The 17,289-nt window shown below is 60.7% G+C and carries 13 protein-coding genes; 5 read left to right on the top strand and 8 right to left on the bottom strand.

The window, feature by feature from the left end; translation table 11 throughout:
- The first annotated feature begins 8 nt into the window (after positions 1-8).
- Positions 9-1,307, top strand: a complete 1,299-nt coding sequence (hflX, locus tag ACRY08_RS11965) for a GTPase HflX (RefSeq protein ID WP_432450284.1) — start codon at positions 9-11, stop codon at positions 1,305-1,307.
- A 133-nt stretch (positions 1,308-1,440) separates the two neighbouring features.
- On the opposite strand, the gene ACRY08_RS11960 is transcribed toward hflX, so the two are convergent.
- Together ACRY08_RS11960 and ACRY08_RS11955 are read right to left on the bottom strand one after the other, a co-directional pair.
- Complete coding sequence (locus tag ACRY08_RS11960; RefSeq protein ID WP_432450156.1) at positions 1,441-2,244, bottom strand: mechanosensitive ion channel family protein; 804 nt, start codon at positions 2,242-2,244, stop codon at positions 1,441-1,443.
- Between the two features lie 140 nt (positions 2,245-2,384).
- Complete coding sequence (locus ACRY08_RS11955; RefSeq protein WP_432450155.1) at positions 2,385-4,862, bottom strand: penicillin acylase family protein; 2,478 nt, start codon at positions 4,860-4,862, stop codon at positions 2,385-2,387.
- Here ACRY08_RS11955 and ACRY08_RS11950 point away from each other — a divergent pair, their 5' ends adjacent.
- A complete protein-coding gene (locus tag ACRY08_RS11950; RefSeq protein ID WP_432450154.1) occupies positions 4,863-5,840 on the top strand; it encodes an NAD(P)-dependent oxidoreductase in 978 nt (325 codons plus the stop codon).
- Between the two features lie 95 nt (positions 5,841-5,935).
- Here ACRY08_RS11950 and ACRY08_RS11945 read toward each other — a convergent pair whose 3' ends face one another.
- Positions 5,936-6,502: a YSC84-related protein gene (locus ACRY08_RS11945; RefSeq protein ID WP_432450153.1), complete on the bottom strand. Its 567-nt coding sequence runs from the start codon at positions 6,500-6,502 to the stop codon at positions 5,936-5,938.
- A 167-nt stretch (positions 6,503-6,669) separates the two neighbouring features.
- Positions 6,670-7,686, bottom strand: coding sequence for a porphobilinogen synthase (gene hemB / locus ACRY08_RS11940; RefSeq protein WP_432450152.1), 1,017 nt, complete (start codon positions 7,684-7,686; stop codon positions 6,670-6,672).
- Between the two features lie 238 nt (positions 7,687-7,924).
- On the opposite strand from hemB, the gene ACRY08_RS11935 reads away from it, so the two are divergent.
- Together ACRY08_RS11935 and mfd are read left to right on the top strand one after the other, a co-directional pair.
- The gene (locus ACRY08_RS11935; protein WP_432450151.1) at positions 7,925-8,452 is read left to right on the top strand and encodes a component of SufBCD complex; all 528 of its coding nucleotides are present in this window, start codon (positions 7,925-7,927) and stop codon (positions 8,450-8,452) included.
- A gap of 37 nt (positions 8,453-8,489) precedes the next feature.
- On the top strand, positions 8,490-11,978 hold the full coding sequence (gene mfd, locus ACRY08_RS11930) for a transcription-repair coupling factor (protein WP_432450150.1): 3,489 nt from the start codon (positions 8,490-8,492) through the stop codon (positions 11,976-11,978).
- 3 nt (positions 11,979-11,981) lie between these two features.
- Here mfd and ACRY08_RS11925 read toward each other — a convergent pair whose 3' ends face one another.
- The 3 genes from ACRY08_RS11925 to ACRY08_RS11915 all read right to left on the bottom strand — a co-directional run bounded on the left by ACRY08_RS11925 (position 11,982) and on the right by ACRY08_RS11915 (position 15,467).
- Positions 11,982-13,202, bottom strand: coding sequence for a multidrug effflux MFS transporter (locus ACRY08_RS11925; RefSeq protein ID WP_432450149.1), 1,221 nt, complete (start codon positions 13,200-13,202; stop codon positions 11,982-11,984).
- Positions 13,199-13,855, bottom strand: coding sequence for a DsbA family oxidoreductase (locus ACRY08_RS11920; protein WP_432450148.1), 657 nt, complete (start codon positions 13,853-13,855; stop codon positions 13,199-13,201). Before ACRY08_RS11920 ends, ACRY08_RS11925 begins: the two co-directional genes overlap by 4 nt.
- A 61-nt stretch (positions 13,856-13,916) precedes the next feature.
- A complete protein-coding gene (locus tag ACRY08_RS11915) occupies positions 13,917-15,467 on the bottom strand; it encodes a class I adenylate-forming enzyme family protein (protein WP_432450147.1) in 1,551 nt (516 codons plus the stop codon).
- Positions 15,468-15,554: 87 nt separating this feature from the next.
- On the opposite strand from ACRY08_RS11915, the gene ACRY08_RS11910 reads away from it, so the two are divergent.
- A complete protein-coding gene (locus tag ACRY08_RS11910; RefSeq protein WP_432450146.1) occupies positions 15,555-16,181 on the top strand; it encodes a helix-turn-helix domain-containing protein in 627 nt (208 codons plus the stop codon).
- A 68-nt stretch (positions 16,182-16,249) separates the two neighbouring features.
- Here the strand turns inward: ACRY08_RS11910 and arsB are convergent, their stop codons facing one another.
- A complete protein-coding gene (gene arsB / locus ACRY08_RS11905; RefSeq protein WP_432450145.1) occupies positions 16,250-17,269 on the bottom strand; it encodes an ACR3 family arsenite efflux transporter in 1,020 nt (339 codons plus the stop codon).
- Between the last annotated feature and the right edge of the window lie 20 nt (positions 17,270-17,289).

Below are 17,289 nucleotides of genomic sequence, written 5' to 3'. Positions count from 1 at the left end.
CTGACCTCATTGACCGCGAGGAACAGGCCACACGTGCCTGGGTCCTGCACCCGGAACTGACATCCGATCCCAACCGCCGGACCGCGGGTCCCGCGCTGGAGGAAGCCGTATCTTTGGCGGCCGCACTTCCGCATCTCGAGGTGCTGGGGGCCGAGATCGTGCGCCTGCGTGATCCTCATCCCGGCAAGCTCTTTTCCAAGGGCAAGCTGGAAGAGGTGGGCGCGCGCATCAAAGCGGCCGAGGTTGATCTGGTGCTTGTTGACGGCGCGGTCAGCCCGGTTCAACAACGCAATCTTGAAAAAGAATGGTCGGTCAAGATCCTCGACCGCACAGGGTTGATCCTCGAGATATTCTCGGACCGCGCGCGCACCCGTGAAGGCGTGTTGCAGGTCGAGATGGCCGCGCTCTCTTATCAGCGCACGCGCCTTGTGCGGGCCTGGACCCACCTTGAACGGCAACGTGGTGGGCTTGGTTTCGTGGGCGGTCCCGGTGAAACCCAGATCGAGGCCGACCGCCGCGCCATTGACGATCACATGAACCGCCTGCGCAAACAGCTTGAAAAGGTTGTGAAAACCCGCGAGTTGCACCGTGCGGCGCGCGCCAAAGTGCCGTTCCCGATCGTGGCGCTTGTGGGTTATACCAACGCGGGCAAATCCACGCTTTTCAACCGGATGACCGGGGCGAAAGTGCTGGCCAAAGACATGCTTTTTGCCACGCTTGATCCCACCATGCGTCAGATCGAACTGCCCGCCCTTGGCAAGACGCCAGGTCAGGGGGGCGGGCGCAAGGTGATCTTGTCGGATACGGTGGGCTTCATCTCGGACCTGCCCACGCAGCTGGTCGCGGCGTTTCGCGCCACGTTGGAAGAGGTGCTGGCCGCTGACCTGATTTTGCATGTGCGTGACATCAGCCACGAAGGCACCGCCGAACAGGCGCGCGACGTGGAAAGCATCCTATCTGATCTGGGCGTCGACGAAAACACCCCGCAGCTTGAGATTTGGAACAAGCTCGACCTTTTGGACCCGGAAGAGGCGGATGCCCGGCGCAAGGAAGCGGCGCGCAGTGATGACATCCTGACCCTCTCTGCCATCACCGGGGAAGGCTTTGATGATCTTGTGGCCGCCATCGACGCGGCGTTGGACGAACCGCGCCGGACAGAGGTTCTGAAACTTGCCTTCTCGGATGGGCGCAAACGGGCGTGGCTGTTTGAAAAGGGCATCGTCGAAGAGGATGAGCCGGGCGAAGACGGCTGGGCCATCACCGTGACCTGGACGGAACGGCAATCCGCGGAATACGCGGCACTCTGATTTCTTTCACTTACTGAAGTCATTCCCGAGCCCACGAAAACAAAGACCGCCCCGAAGGGCGGTCTCCTGGCCGTGAGTGGCCATACATCATTCACCTTTGGGGATGCCCTGACGCTCCCCCTGCTGGGACGCGTCAGCTGGCTTGATGAATGACGATCTGCTGGAAGGGGATCTCGATCCCGTCTTTCGCGAACTGCTCATAGATCGCCTGTGGCAGGCTGTATTTCACGTCGAAATAATGCGCGCCATCGGTGAAGGGACGCACCAGAATGTCGACCGAAGAGCTGTTCAGCGTTTCGACTTCCACAAAGGCGGCCGGTTCAGCCAGCACATGTTCATGGGCCTTCAGGACCTTGGCGATCGAGGCTTTGGCCTTCTTGATATCCGTGCCATAGGCGACCGAGGCCACCATATCCACACCGCGCACCGCGTGATGCGAATGGTTGGTGATCTTCGCGCCCCAGATTTCCGAGTTGGGCACAATGATATGTTGGTTGTCGAAGGTGATCATGTCGGTGGTGAACAGAGTGATGGCATCCACCTTGCCGAAGGTGCCGGCGGCCTCGACGAAATCCCCGACTTTGAAGGGACGAAACAGGATCAACATGATCCCGGCGGCCAGGCTGGACAGGGTGCCCTGAAGCGCCAGACCAACGGCCAGACCCGCGGCACCCAGAATGGCAATCAGCGATGTGGTCTGGATGCCAAACCGGTCCAGAACAATCAGGCCGGCAAAGACCAGCACCGCATAGCGGGCGATCGAGCCCAGAAAGTGAAACAGCGTCTCGTCCAGTGCTTCATGGCGTTTGCCAAGGCCCACGATCATGCGTTTGACCAGACCCGCGGCCCAATAGGCGGCAAAGGCAATGACGATGACATAAAGAATATTGAGCAGGTTGGCCTGAAGCCAGCCCATGCTTTGTGCGACGTTTTCCATGAAACCCCCTTAAATTCACGTTTTGCCCGCATTGGGCTAAGGGGATTTAACGGTGTGACCTCACGGAAATTAAGGGGAAAACACTGCAGGTTTACCCCCTCGGACGTGCGAATTCAGGTCGAAGGCAAGGCGCGCGCAGGTCAGGGGCGCGGCACCAGACGTGTGATCCCGACAGAGGCCGCGCGCGCCAGGTCCGGGTCCAGCGACATGGGGGTGTATTCCCCGCGCCGCCACAATTCCCCCAGATCATCATAGTGCCGCGATAAAGGGTGGCCCGACTGCCCGGTGGAAATCACGAAAAGCGAGCTGTCCGGGTCCGACAGGTCATAAACACCGCGGTATCCCGCCCCGTGCACATTGCGAAACGGGTTCACGCCTGTGCCTGCCGTACGCCCCCGCAAAAGCGTGTTGTCACCGCCGGATGTGGATTGGCGGATATTCACAAACCATTTCAGAAAGGGCGCATCGCCCAGCACGGGGTGTTTGTGGTTGGCTTCGTGATAGTCGCCCCAGCGCAGGCTTTCTTGCGTGCCGCGCGCATTTTCCGACATCCACAAAAGCGCGTCATCCAAAGCCGCGCGGGCCATATCGGTGCAGCTTTCCTTGGGGGCGGACTGGATCACGTCACACCAGACCCCGGCACCATCCACATTGCGGAACACGCGTTCAATAAAGATCGGCTCCAGATGGGTAAACTCTTCGCTCAGCGGGCCAAGTTCGTCGCGGATCAGGCGGGTCTGAAGCGCGCGCAGCCAGGCCGAATAGATCAGCGGTTCGGGCATATGCTCGTTCATCTCGCCATTCCAATTGGCCAGCAACTCCAAAGCGCGTTGACGCTCGCGTTCGCGCGTGCCTTCGGGGGCAGCTTCGCCGGTGAACCACAGATCTGCGCCCACCAAGGGCAACAGCGTGCGTGCGGTGACCGAAACGGGGTCAAGCTGCGCCTCGATGAAGCTTTCGCGCGTGTGTACCTCGCGGGCCTGCATCAACCGCGACCAGCGTTGCACGCGCTGGCTGTCACCCCAGTCAAAGCTCATGTGATCGGGGAAGGGGCGGTTCACGATCTTGTTGTTCGTGTTGCCGACAATCCCGCCTGATGGCATGACAAATTCCGGGTTTGCCGCATAGCTGAGCCGCCCAAGCCAGCGATTTTCTTCGCGCCAGCCGGGGCTGGGAATACGCCCGCGCGTCTGGTGGCGCATGTGGCGTTTGGGCATGGTGCCGATGACCTTCATTGCGACATTTTCCCGGTCCACCATGGTTAGGGTTTGACTGGGGGCCACGTAGTCGGCACCGGCGGCGATGCCCTCCATCACCGTCTTGGCCCGCATCATCTTCAGGCCTGCGCTGATGGACCGGTCTTCTTCAGTCAGAAGCGTCCAGTTGATCGACATGACATGGCCCGGCGGGGTCACCCGGTCGAGGTTGAACATGGTTTCCGGCAGGACCGGGCCGTTTTCGGTCCATTGCAGGGTGAAGGTCACGGGGGCTGCATCTTTCACCTGCACGATCGAGCCGCGCGTGATCATCGGCGCGAAGCCGTCGGGTGTGGCGACAGAGGTTGGGTCGTCGGGGTTGAGCTTTTCAACATGCAGGTCCTGATCGTCCAGATAGGATGATGTGAGCCCCCAGGCGAAGCCGTCCGACCGCCCCAGCAACATCACCGGCAGGCCCGGGATCGTGCCGCCGATCACGCCGCCGGTCTGCAGTTCTAACCGTGCCAGATACCAGATCGCCGGGGCGGTGAAGCCCAGATGCGGATCATTGGCCATAAGCGAGCCCCCGGTGGCGGCACGTTTGGGCGCCGCGGCCCAGGCATTGGATGCACCTGCTAGCCCGCGCGGGGGCACCGGCCACAGGAAGGGGCGCGTCTGCGTGTCTTGCGTCTGCGTGTTCTGCGCAAACTGTTCTTCGGTCGTGTCAAAGAGTGCTGCATATTCAGGCAAGGCCGCCACGCCTGTGCCCGGAATATCGGGCAGGATGTCTTTGAGCCGCGCCTCGGGCAGGGCAAGGGCCGTGCGGGCGCGCAGAACCTCGTCCTCCAGATGACCGGCCAGTTGAACGCCCATCAGTTTCATGATGGCAATGCTGTCGGCCGGTTGCCACGGGGATATGTCATTGGAAAAGAGGAAAAATTCCGGGGCGCCGCGGCCCAGTGCCTCGGCGTTGATCCGGGCCAGATAGGCGTTCACACCTGAGCTATATGCCTCGAGCACGCGCATCGTTTCCGCGTCTTGGTATTTTACCGCGCCGCGCGCCAGCCCATAGATGTCCAGCCGGCGCATCAGCTCGTCCACTTTCAGCGTGCGGGTGCCAAACACCTCGGACAGGCGGCCCTGCGCGGTGCGGCGCATCATCATCATCTGCCACAGCCGGTCTTGAGCGTGCACATAGCCCAGCCCAAAGAAGTTATCCTGATCGGTTTCGCCGAATATATGCGGGATGTTGGCGTTGTTGCGCACGATCTCGACCGGGGCGGAAATGCCGGGTGTTTCGCGGGTCACGTCATAGTCGGGTAGGGATTGACCGGCGAGGTAATAGACCAGAAGGCAGATAAGGCCAAACAGCACAAATGCCGCCGTGACGCCCCGGACCATCCATAAAATCACCTTGCCCATATGTGCAATCCACCTTTGACCTGTTGCAAGGGCCACTTCACGTTGACCTCTCGTCTGCGCGGTCTACTGTGCCTCAAGCAAGAATTCAACGAAAGGGACAACGGCATGGCAAAATGCGCGTTTCTGGGGCTGGGCGTGATGGGTGCGCCGATGGCGGGGCATTTGGTGGCACAGGGTCACGAGGTGACGGTTTACAATCGCACCACGGCAAAGGCTGAAGACTGGGCAAAGACCCATGGTGGCAGCTGGGCCGCAACCCCGCGCGAAGCGGCTGAGGGCGCAGATTTCGTGATGGCCTGTGTGGGCAATGATGATGATTTGCGCGCGGTGGTCACCGGGGTCGATGGTGCGCTGGCCGGCATGGGCAAAGGCGCCATTTTCGTTGATCACACCACGGTGTCAGCGGCGGTGACGCGCGAGCTTTATGATGCCGCAGGATCGCAGGGCGTGGCTTTTATCGATGCGCCAGTCTCTGGCGGGCAGGCGGGGGCCGAGAACGGCATCCTGTCAATCATGTGCGGCGGTGATGTGGCCGCCTATGAGGCGGCAGAGCCGGTGATGCGGGCCTATGGCCGCACGGTGAAGCGGCTGGGAGACAGTGGCGCGGGTCAGCTGACCAAGATGGTCAACCAGATTTGCATCGCGGGCCTCGTTCAGGGCCTGTCCGAGGGGCTGCATTTCGCTGAAAAGGCGGGCCTTGATATCCGTGCTGTGGTGGACGTCATCCAGGGCGGGGCGGCTGGCAGTTGGCAGATGGTGAACCGGCATGAAACCATGGCGGATGATCATTTCGACCACGGGTTTGCGGTGGACTGGATGCGCAAGGATTTGGGGATCTGTCTGGACACAGCCAATGAAAATGGCGCCAGCCTGCCGGTCACCGCATTGGTCGACCAGTTTTACAAAGATGTGCAGAAACTCGGCGGCGGGCGTTGGGACACGTCGAGCCTGATCAAACGGCTGCGCGCGCTGGATTGATCCCGTTTCGGGGCAAGTTTTAGGAGCTACGAAAAAGGGCGGCATCGAGCCGCCCTTTTGTCGTTGGCCCCTGCGGGCCCAGCGCATATCGTCCCTTACGGAATAATGCGGGTGTACTTCGCGCCTTCGATCGAGGCGCCGGCGATCAGGCCAGCTTGCCCGAACACCACGGCCACCACCGGGGAAGAGGCGGTGATCGTATCTGCGGTCAGCCGGTCGCCATCGCTTTGGAAGGCATATTTGATATCAGCCGAGGCCACCCAGCCAGAGGCTGTTCGGAAATCCATCAACGCCTCGTCGGTCATGAAGAACAGCACATGCGCATATTGCTGTGCCCCGATTTGCAGCCCGGCGCTGCCTTGTGCGAGCAGATAGTAATCCACCGTTGCATCATTGATCCGAAGCGCGCCGCGCCCATAAGCACCGCCGACAAGAAAGCCTGCCTCGGTCACCAGCGGCATCACAAGCTGACCGGTTGATTTCGACGCCAATTCCTGTGCGCCGGGATAGCGGTTGTACAGATAGCGCAGCGTGCTGTCGACGCGGGCATCAATCCGCGCGCCGTCATTTGAGCCGACGCCATTGGCGCATGCGCTCAGGCCCAAGCCTGCGCCGCCCATGCCAAGAAGAAACCCTCTGCGGGAGAAGTCTGATGTGTTCATGCTATTCGCCTATTCGCCTCAGATGGGCCGCCGCATGTCTGTTATCTGATCTTGCTGCGGCCGGTTGCTCGGTCGCGGTTCTTTGACCGCTTTGGGCGTAATATAACGCAGCGCAATGGGCCTGTCACCCTTTGGCAGCAAGGCGTGCGAAGTTTTGCCGTGTCAGATCAGCTTTGCCCAAGAAGGCGCGCCATGCGCGGGGCGAAATAGGTCAGAATGCCGTTGCAGCCTGCGCGTTTGAACGCCATCAGGCTCTCTTCCATCACCCGGTCGCCATCGACCCAGCCGTTTTCGCTGGCGGCCATGATCATCGCGTATTCGCCAGATACCTGATAGGCAAAGGTGGGCACACCGAACGTGTCTTTCACGCGCTGGCAGATGTCCAGATAGGGCATGCCCGGCTTGACCATGATCATATCCGCACCCTCGGCCAGATCACGCTCCACCAACCGCATCGCCTCGTCGGTATTGGCCGGGTCCATCTGATAGGTTTTCTTGTCACCCTTCAGCGCGCCAGAGGCCCCAACCGCATCGCGAAACGGCCCGTAAAAGGCCGAGGCGTATTTCGCGGTGTAGCTCATGATGGCCAGATTGCGATGGCCCTCGGCCTCGATCGCGCGGCGAATGGCGCCGATACGCCCGTCCATCATGTCAGAGGGGCCAAGGATGTCGGCGCCGGCCTCAGCCTGTGCCAGCGCCATTTTCACCAGTGCTTCGACTGTTTCGTCGTTCAGAATTTCACCATTGCGCACAATGCCATCGTGGCCATTGGCATTATAGGGGTCCAGCGCGATGTCGGTCATCACGGCGATCTCGGGCACCGCAGCTTTCACGGCGCGGATGGCCCGGTTTGACAGGTTGTCTGGGTTCCAGGCCTCTTCACAGGTTTCGGTTTTCCGGGCCGGATCGGTATAGGGAAAGATGCAGATCGCGGGGATGCCCAGATCGGCGGCCTCGCGCGCGGCCTCGACCAGCTTGTCGATGGATTTGCGCGTGACGCCGGGCATCGAAGGGATATCCTGTTCAACGCTCGTGCCCTCGACCACGAAAACCGGCCAGATCAGATCGCTTGCCTCAAGACTGTTTTCACGCACCAGATCGCGCAGGGCTGCACTGGCACGGGTGCGACGCAGGCGGGTCAGGGGGAACGGGGCCACGGTTGTGGCGTGCGGCGAACGGCTCATCGGTCTCTCCTTGGCGGGGGGCGCGGGCTGTGAAGGCGCGCCCGAAAGGCTGCCAACTTCCTGCCATGTCGTGCCTTTCATCTCAAGGGCGCAATCACCTTGGGACACATCTGTGCAATCATGTCGCGGTGAAGGCAAAACCGGGCTGGCAAAGCGGGCAGGGCGGGGATAATGTCCGGCTATTCGCGTCATGCGCGACAGATCGGGCCGCGTGCCCACAAGCTCAAGGGGCGGTTCGGTGGATATCTACAGCACATTGCTGGAAGTGATCGACATGCGGTCGTTTTCGAACCTGTGGTACTGGATCGCGCTTGCGGTGGCCTGGTCCACGGTCAGCCATTGGGTGATTGGCGTGCCCTATGACATGCTGCAAAAAGCCGGGCGTCGCGGTGGGCAGGCCGAGATCGATTTCGAGGATATGGTGCGCATCAACTGCAACCGCCTGCTTTATATCGCGGGCGTGTCTGGCCTGTGGATGCTGGGTATCGTGTCGGCGGTATTGACCACATTGGGGCTTTTGGGCTTCTGGTATGGGGTCGAGTTCGCGCAAGCGGTGTTTTTGCTGCTGTTTCCCATGTCCATCGTGGGGCTGATGTCGCTGAACACCGCCGCTGTGGTCCGTGATCGTGGGCTCGAGGGCGAGGCCCTGCGCAAACGTCTGTCACGCCACCGAATTCAGACGCAATTTCTGGGCATGCTGGCGATTTTCATAACCTCGCTTTGGGGCATGTTCCAGAATCTGTCACATGGGGTGTTGCTGCGCTGACCGGCGCGCGCCCGTTCATCATCACGAGGCTTGGCTGATGCAAAAGGTGATCCTGTCCGGTGCCCCTGAAGGGTTTGATGCCACGCTTTTGTTGAAAGAGTTGGAGCGTGGGTCAGGTCCGCTGATCCATGTGGCGCGCGACGACAAACGTCTGGCCGCGATGCAGGCCGCGCTGTCTTTCTTTGCGCCCGATGTCAGTGTTGTCAGCTTTCCGGGCTGGGATTGCCTGCCCTTTGACCGTGTATCCCCCAATGCCGACGTGTCGGCGGCGCGCATGGCAACGCTGGCCGCCTTGGCCACCGGACAACTTGGCGGGCAATTCGAGGGCCGGTTTGTCCTTTTGACCACGTTGAATGCCGCAAGCCAAAGACTGCCCGCGCGCGATGTGTTGGCGGGCGCGTCCTTCATGGCGCGCAAGGATCATCAGATTGACGTCGATGCCCTGCGTGCCTTCCTTGTGCGCATGGGGTTCTCGCAATCTCCGACGGTGATGGAGCCAGGGGATTTTGCAGTGCGCGGCGGCATCATCGACATTTTCCCGCCGGGCGAAAGCGGCCCCGTGCGTCTGGACCTCTTTGGCGATGTGCTGGATGGTATTCGCCGCTTTGACCCGGCCACCCAGCGCACCACTGAAAGCCTTGATCGGATCGAGCTGGCGCCCGTGTCCGAGGTCATTCTGGACGAGGCTGCCATCACGCGGTTTCGGCAGAACTATCGCATCGAGTTCGGGGCGGCAGGCACGGATGACCCGCTTTACGAGGCCGTTTCGGCCGGGCGCAAACATCAGGGGATCGAACATTGGCTGCCGTTTTTCCACGACCGGCTTGAAAGTCTGTTTGACTATCTGCCCGAAGCACCGGTTTTGCTGGACGATCAGCTGGACCCCGCCCGTCTGGCGCGCTGGGACAGCATCGTGGATCAATACGAGACCCGTAAAATCGCGATGAAGGCGAAGAACCGGATGGACACGGTTTATAAGCCGTGTCCACCTGAGCTGCTTTATCTGGATGACGCGGGATGGGAGGCCAGTTTGGCCGCGCGCCGTGTGGTGCAGCTGGTCGCTCTGCCGCAGCCCACCGGGGCAGGCGTGGTGGACGGTGGTGGTCGGATCGGGCGCAATTTTGCCCCTGAGCGTCAACAGGAAAACGTAAACCTTTTCAAATCATTGTCTGAACATATTCATGCTAAAAGGGATGGGGCTGTGATCGTGGCGTCCTATTCCGAAGGCGCACGTGAGCGTCTTCAGGGGCTGTTGGCGGATGAAGGTGTGATCACAAATGATGTGATCACAAATTTTCGCGATGTGCCCGACACCGCGGGTGGCGTCTATCTTGCCGTCTGGCCTTTGGAACACGGGTTCGAAGGGCCAGAGCTGACAGTTATCTCCGAACAAGATGTGCTGGGCGATCGCTTGATCCGCGCGCCCAAACGCAAGCGCCGGGCTGAAAACTTTCTGACCGAGGCGCAAAGCCTCAGCCCCGGCGATCTTGTGGTGCATGTGGATCACGGCGTGGGCAAGTTCAACGGGCTGGAAACGGTGACGGCCATGGGCGCACCGCATGAATGTCTGGCCTTGGAATATATGGGTGGGGATCGTCTGTTCCTGCCGGTCGAGAACATCGAACTTCTGTCGAAATTCGGCGCCGATACCGGGCTTTTGGACAAGCTCGGCGGCGGGGCGTGGCAGGCCAAGAAGGCCAAGTTGAAAGAGCGCATCCGCGAGATTGCCGACAAGCTGATCCGGCTGGCCGCCGAACGCGAGTTGCGCAAAGCACCGGTCTTGCAGGCGCCGCATCACGCATGGGAAGAGTTCTCGGCACGGTTTCCCTATCAGGAGACCGACGATCAGCTCTCGGCCATTGAAGATGTGATGGAGGATCTGGCCTCGGGGCGTCCGATGGACCGGCTGGTCTGCGGCGATGTGGGCTTTGGCAAGACCGAGGTGGCGATGCGTGCGGCCTTTGCGGCGGCCATGTGTGGTCAGCAGGTGGCGGTGATCGCGCCCACCACGCTTCTGGCACGCCAGCATTTCAAAAGCTTCTCGGAGCGGTTTCGCGGCTTTCCCATTCAGGTGGGGCAGCTGTCGCGCTTCGTGGGGCAGGCCGAAGCCAAACGCACCCGCGACGGCATTTCGCGCGGGACCATGGATATCGTTGTGGGCACCCATGCGCTGTTGGCCAAAGATGTGCGGTTTGAAAACCTTGGGCTTCTGATCGTTGATGAAGAGCAGCGTTTCGGGGTCACACATAAGGAACGGCTGAAGGAAATGCGGTCAGACGTGCATGTTCTGACGCTTTCCGCCACGCCCATCCCGCGCACGCTGCAAATGTCCCTGTCTGGCGTGCGCGACCTGTCGATCATCGGCACGCCGCCGGTCGATCGCCTGTCGATCCGCACTTATGTCTCGGAATTTGACGGGGTCACCCTGCGCGAGGCGCTTTTGCGCGAACACTATCGCGGCGGGCAAAGCTTCTTCGTTGTGCCGCGCATCAAGGACCTGCCCGAGGTCGAGGCCTTTTTGAAAGACCACGTGCCCGAGGTCAGCTTTGTCGTCGCCCATGGGCAGATGGCGGCGGGCGAGTTGGACAGCCGCATGAACGCCTTCTACGACGGGAAATTCGACGTGCTTCTGGCCACCACCATTGTGGAAAGCGGCATTGATATTCCCACGGCCAACACGATGATCATTCACCGTGCCGACATGTTCGGACTGGCGCAGCTATACCAGATACGGGGTCGCGTGGGCCGGTCGAAAACTCGTGCCTATGCCTATCTAACCACCAAACCCCGCGCACCCCTGACGGATAGCGCGCAGAAACGTCTGCGGGTGCTGGGGTCGCTGGACACTCTGGGCGCGGGCTTCACGCTGGCCAGTCAGGATTTGGACATTCGCGGTGCGGGCAATCTGGTGGGCGAAGAACAGTCCGGCCAGATGCGCGAAGTGGGCTACGAGCTGTACCAGCAGATGCTGGAGGAAGCGATTTCAAAGATCAAATCCGGTCAGTTGGAAGGCCTGTCTGCGGCTGATACAGGCTGGGCGCCGCAGATTAATTTGGGCGTGCCGGTCCTGATTCCCGACACATACGTGCCCGATCTGGATGTGCGACTTGGTCTCTATCGCCGCCTGTCCTCCCTGTCGACCAAGGTCGAGCTGGAAGGCTTTGCTGCCGAGTTGATCGACCGCTTCGGCAAGCTTCCCAAAGAGGTGAATACGCTGATGTTGGTCGTGCGCATCAAGGGCATGTGCAAACGTGCGGGCATTGCCAAACTGGATGGCGGTCCCAAAGGCGCTACGATCCAGTTCCATAACGATAAATTTGCCTCGCCCGAGGGGCTGGTCGAGTTCATTCAGGCCCAGAACGGCTTGGCCAAAGTGCGCGACAACAAGATCGTTGTGCGCCGCGACTGGCGCAAGACCTCGGACAAGATCAAAGGGGCTTTCGCCATTGCGCAGGATCTGGCGATCAAGGTGAAAGAGGCCAAGCAAAAGGCGAAAGCCAAGGCGACGTCAAAGCCGGAGGCGTAGCTCTTAGCTGGCGTTGTGACGGTCCAGTTGCATCAAACCCAGCGCCAGACCCGAACAGATCGTCACCCCGATCAACAGCGGGAAGGGCGTGCCATTGAACATCAGCCCGATCGGCGCGGCAATCGCGATAGCGCCGACGGTTGGAAGCGCCCCGATCACCGCGCTGGCGGTGCCTGCCACATGGCCCAGCGGCTGGATGGCCAGCGCATTGAGATTGCCAAAGCTGAGCCCGTTCAGGAAGAATAGGGTCGTGGCCCAGGCGCAGAAAACCCAAAGCGCCGTGCTGCCCTCGGGTGCATAAACCGCCCAGAACAGGGTGGTTGTGAACGCGAGGATCGTCTGGGCCAAAAACCCAGCTTGCGCAAGTTTGCGCATCCCAAGCCGCATGACAAGCTGGGCGTTCAGAAAGCCCGAAATGGCCGAAAAAATGGTCACGCCCGCGAAATAAAGCGGAAAGCGTGTGCCGGCGCCCAACACGTCCACAAAGACCTGTTGGGCCGAGCTGATAAAGGCCATCAATTGTGCAAACGCCAAGGTGATCACCGCCATGTAAAGCAGCGTCACACGGGTCGACAGCACGGTTTTGAAGGCGGTGATTGTCGGGCCGGGGGAAAGCTTGCGGCGTCGCTCGGGTGGCAGAGTTTCCGGCTGACGGGTTAGAAACCAGGTCAGGATCAGGGCGGCCATGATGATGTAGGTGGTGAACATGTGGCGCCAGCCAAATCCCAGCACAACCCACTGTCCAATCAGCGGGGCCACCGCCGGAACAAGTACGAAAAAGGTGAACGCCATCGAGTTCACCCGCGCCATCTCACGCCCTTCGTAAAGGTCGCGCGTCATCGCCATGCCACAGGTGCGCGGACCGGCCGCCCCCATGCCTTGCACAAAGCGCAGGAAAAGGATGCTCTCCAGCGATTGCGCCCAAAGCGTCGCGAAGGCGGCCATCATGTACAAAACCATGCCAGCAGCCAGCGAACAGCGCCGCCCGATCGTGTCAGACAGCGGTCCAAAGACAAGCTGGCCAAGACCCGCGCCGATCACGAACGAGCTGATCAGAAGCTGCGCGCGGTTCACATCGTCGGGCACAAATTGCGCAGCAATCTGGGGCAGGGCAGGCATGATCGAGTCGATCGAAAACGCCACCATTGAAAACAACGCGGCCATCAGCAGGACATATTCCCGAAGCGAGAGCGCCTGCTGAGGGGGGAATACGCGTGTTCTCAAAGCCCGTCGTCCCGCTGCTCTTTCAGCTGGGCGGTGATGTCGTCGATCACCTCTTGCCACAGGGTGATGGGCTGTGCGCCCGGCACTACGTGCTGATTGGCGATGACAAAGGTTGGTACGGACTGAACCCCTTTTTTGCGCGCATCCATGTCGCGCGCCAAAAGATCGCTGCCATCCGCGTCTGACGCCAGAAGCCGGGCCACCATGTCCCGGTCCATGCCAGCAGCCTCGGCGATGTCCACAAGCACGTCTGTGTTACCGATGTCACGCCCTTCAACGAAATAAGCACGAAACAGGCGGTCAACGACGGCGTTTTGCTTGGTCTCAAGCCCGGCCCAATGGATCAGCCGGTGCGCATTGATCGTGTTCGGCGTACGTTTGATGGCTTCCAGATTGATCTCGACGCCAGAGGCCGCAGCTTCTTCGATCACCGGCATATAGGCTTTCACTGCCCCTTGCTGGCCTCCGAATTTGGCTTCCAGATAATCGCGTCGATCCATGCCTTCGGGCGGCATTTCCGGGTTGAGCTGAAACGGGTGCCATTCCACGCGGAACGGGTGGTCAGGCCGGCTTTCCAGCGCGAAATCAAGCCGTGCCTTGCCAATGTAGCACCAGGGGCAAATCGGATCTGAAAAAATGTCGAGGCGGATCATGTTGGTCTCCCGGCGCGCAGCTCTATCCGAGATTGAACGGCTTGGGAAGGGGCAAGCGCTGTCACGGTGTTATGGTGTTTAGTTTGCGCGCTTCAAATGCGTCTTTCAACTGTGCGCGCAGAAGCTTGTTGTTGGCGCCGCGGGGCAGGCTTTCCACCGGCAGATACAGGCGCGGGCATTTGTAATGTGCCAGATGTGCATGGGCGTGCGCGGACAAGTCTTCCTCAGCCACCGGGTCCGTTTCGGGCGTGTAGAAACAGGCGATGATGCTGGCGTCTTCCTTGATCTGCACCTCGGCGCAGGCGGCTTCATGTACGCCGGGATGGGTGGACAGGGCGGCCTCGACCTCGATAGGCGAGACGCGAAAGCCGCCGGCATTCATCATGTCATCCCGACGCCCTTCAAATCGCAGGGCTGCGTCTTTGCACAATGTGACCGTATCGCCGGTCACGAACCACGGTCCCAGAAAACGGTCGTTCGTGGCGGTTTCCGCCCCAAGATAGCCCAGCATCAGCCCCGGATCATCTTGGTGAATGGCCAGCTGGCCAGGGGTTCCGACGGGCACCGGCCTGCCATCCTGGTCAAGCACGGCAAGATGGCGACCGGACTGGGCGAACCCCAGTGTGTTTTCCGGCGCGGGGCTTGCGGGTGATCCGGAAATGAAGGTCGAGCATTCCGACATGCCATAGGCTTCATGGAGCGGCGTATTTGTGCGCTGCAGCCATGATCTGCGCGTGGTTTCGGGCAGTTTTTCCCCCGCAGACAGGCCATGTCGCAACGCCGGGAGGGGCGGCAGATCGTGTTTCAGGATTTGCCTGTAAACCCCCGGAGCTGCTGCAAAAATACTCGTTTCAGATCGGGCGATCAACTGTGCCAATTGGTCAGGGGAGGTGCCCGGTGCGGGGATCATGGCGCTGGCGCCGACGCTCCATGGATCCATCAAACCCGTGCCCAGTGTATAGGTCCAGTTGAAGGCACCTGCATGCATCATGCGGTCCTCTGCGCCAAACCCGTACCAGCCGTCCCACATCATCTGACGCGCCCAGATGGCGCGATGCGCGTGCAAGACGGCGCGGGTGCGGCCGGTCGTGCCAGAGGTGAACACGATATAGGCCGGGCGTTCGGGATCACCTTGATGAAAGGGGGCCGGGGCGTGATCGGAAAGCTGGTGCAGCTGATCCGTGTTGATCGTTGGGATCGTGGGTGCGTGGGGCTGCGCAATCGCAGCGTCTGCAATGATCAGGGCGGGCGAGACCAGGTCGCACATGGCGGTGATCTCGGATGTGGTCAGTTGCGCCGAGGTGGGGATCGGCACCAGCCCCGCTGCGATTGCGCCCAGAAAGGCCAAAGGAAAATCCACGCTGTTGCCCAGCCGCAAAAGCACCCGGTCGCCCGGAACCAGCCCGCGCGCAAGCAGGCCGCCTGCCAATCCACGCACCGCACGCTCAAGGTCCAGAAAGCTCCAATGCTGATCACCTGCCGGATCGGGCGCTAGAAGCGACAGCGCCGTCTTTTCCCCCATGTCGTCGGCATGGCGCAGCACATATTGTGCCATGTTGAACGGGTTGGGCGCGCGCGGCAGCGGGGCAGTGGGGGCAATAACGGACAGCATAGACACCATCTGCCAAGAGACGGCATCAGGCGCAAGGGGCTCATCCGCGCCGGTTGCAAACCGCGGTGTTCGGTGTATTGAAGGGGCATGACACAGCCTGACCAACCCAGCCTGATCCGTCTTGCGCGCGAAAGCGGTGAAGACATGCCAGAACCTGCACCGCTTGATCTTGGTGCGCGGGTGCGTGACCTGCGCAAATCGCGGGGCTGGACGCTGGAACAGGCGGCCGGGCAGGCGGGTCTGGCCCGTTCGACCCTGTCAAAGATCGAAAACGGTCAGATGTCGCCCACCTATGACGCGCTGAAAAAGCTGGCGGTGGGGCTTGAGATCTCGGTGCCGCAGCTCTTTACCGCGCCGAAATCCGCGCAAGTGTCCGGCCGGATGGCGGTGACCAAAACCGGCGAGGGATCATCCCACCCGACCGCAACTTACGAGCACGAGATGCTGGCGGGCGCTTTGACCAAGAAAGCCATGCTGCCCTATCGCGCCCGTGTGCGGGCGCGGTCGTTTGACGAATTTGACGGCTGGGTGCGCCATGATGGCGAAGAGTTTCTATACGTGCTGACCGGCGCTGTCCGGCTGATCACCGAATTTTACGAGCCGGTTGAAATGCGTCGCGGTGACAGCGCCTATTACGATGCTTCGATGGGACATAACGTGATTTCGATCAGCGAAGAAGACGCGATGATCCTGTGGGTGACCTCGCTGACCTGATCCAGCTGACCTGATCCAGCGGAGTGGCTGCGCCACGCTTGATTTTTCGCGGGCGCTTGGTGCGGGTGTTACGCCGGATCGAACCAATGACGCGTGCGGTTGGCGATGGCAACCAGCGACAGCATCACCGGCACCTCGACCAGCACGCCGACCACGGTGGCCAGCGCAGCACCCGAGTTCAGGCCAAACAGTGAAATGGCCACCGCCACCGCAAGTTCAAAGAAGTTTGACGTGCCGATCATGCAGGCCGGTGCCGCCACATTATGCGGCAGTTTCAACGCTTTGGCCGAGGCATAGGCGATGGCGAAGATGCCGTAGGTCTGGATCAGAAGCGGGATGGCAATCAGCACGATGGCCAGCGGTTTGGCCAGAATTGTTTGCGCCTGAAAGCCGAAAAGAAGGACCACCGTGGCCAGAAGCCCGATGATGGACCAGGGCTTCAGACGGGCCAGAAACGCCTCCAGATGGGTGTTACCTTTTGCCACGAGGCTGCGGCGTGTCAGAATGCCCGCAATAAGCGGCGCCACCACGTAAAGCAGCACCGACAAGAGCAATGTTTCCCATGGCACCGTCACGTCCGACAGGCCCAGAAGGAAAGCGGCAATCGGGGCGAAGGCGAAGATCATGATCACGTCGTTCACGCTGACCTGCACCAGCGTATAGGCGGGATCGCCCTTTGTGAGCTGGCTCCAGACAAAGACCATGGCCGTACAGGGGGCCACGCCCAAAAGGATCATGCCGGCGATATATTCACTGGCGGTGTCCGGGTCGACGAGCCCTGCAAAAATAACCCGGAAAAACAGCCAGCCAAGGGCCGCCATGGTGAAGGGTTTGATCAGCCAGTTGATCACAAGGGTCAAAACCAACCCGCGTGGCCGTTTGCCCACATCTTTGATTGAAGCGAAATCCACCTGCACCATCATCGGGTAGATCATCACCCAGATCAGCACCGCGACGACAAGGTTGACCCTGGCGATTTCGGCGCTGGCAATGATGGTGAAAACCCCTGGCAGCAGATTGCCAAGCACCACGCCTGCAAGAATGCAAAGCGCCACCCAAAGTGACAGGAAACGTTCGAAAAGACCCATGGTGACCTCCGGGCGGGAAA

It is taken from the genome of Aliiroseovarius marinus (genome assembly GCF_050881025.1).
Classification (GTDB): Bacteria; Pseudomonadota; Alphaproteobacteria; order Rhodobacterales; family Rhodobacteraceae; genus Aliiroseovarius; species Aliiroseovarius marinus_A.
The sequence above is the reverse complement of the archived record's forward strand: the minus strand, read 5'-3'. Positions and strand labels throughout refer to the sequence as shown.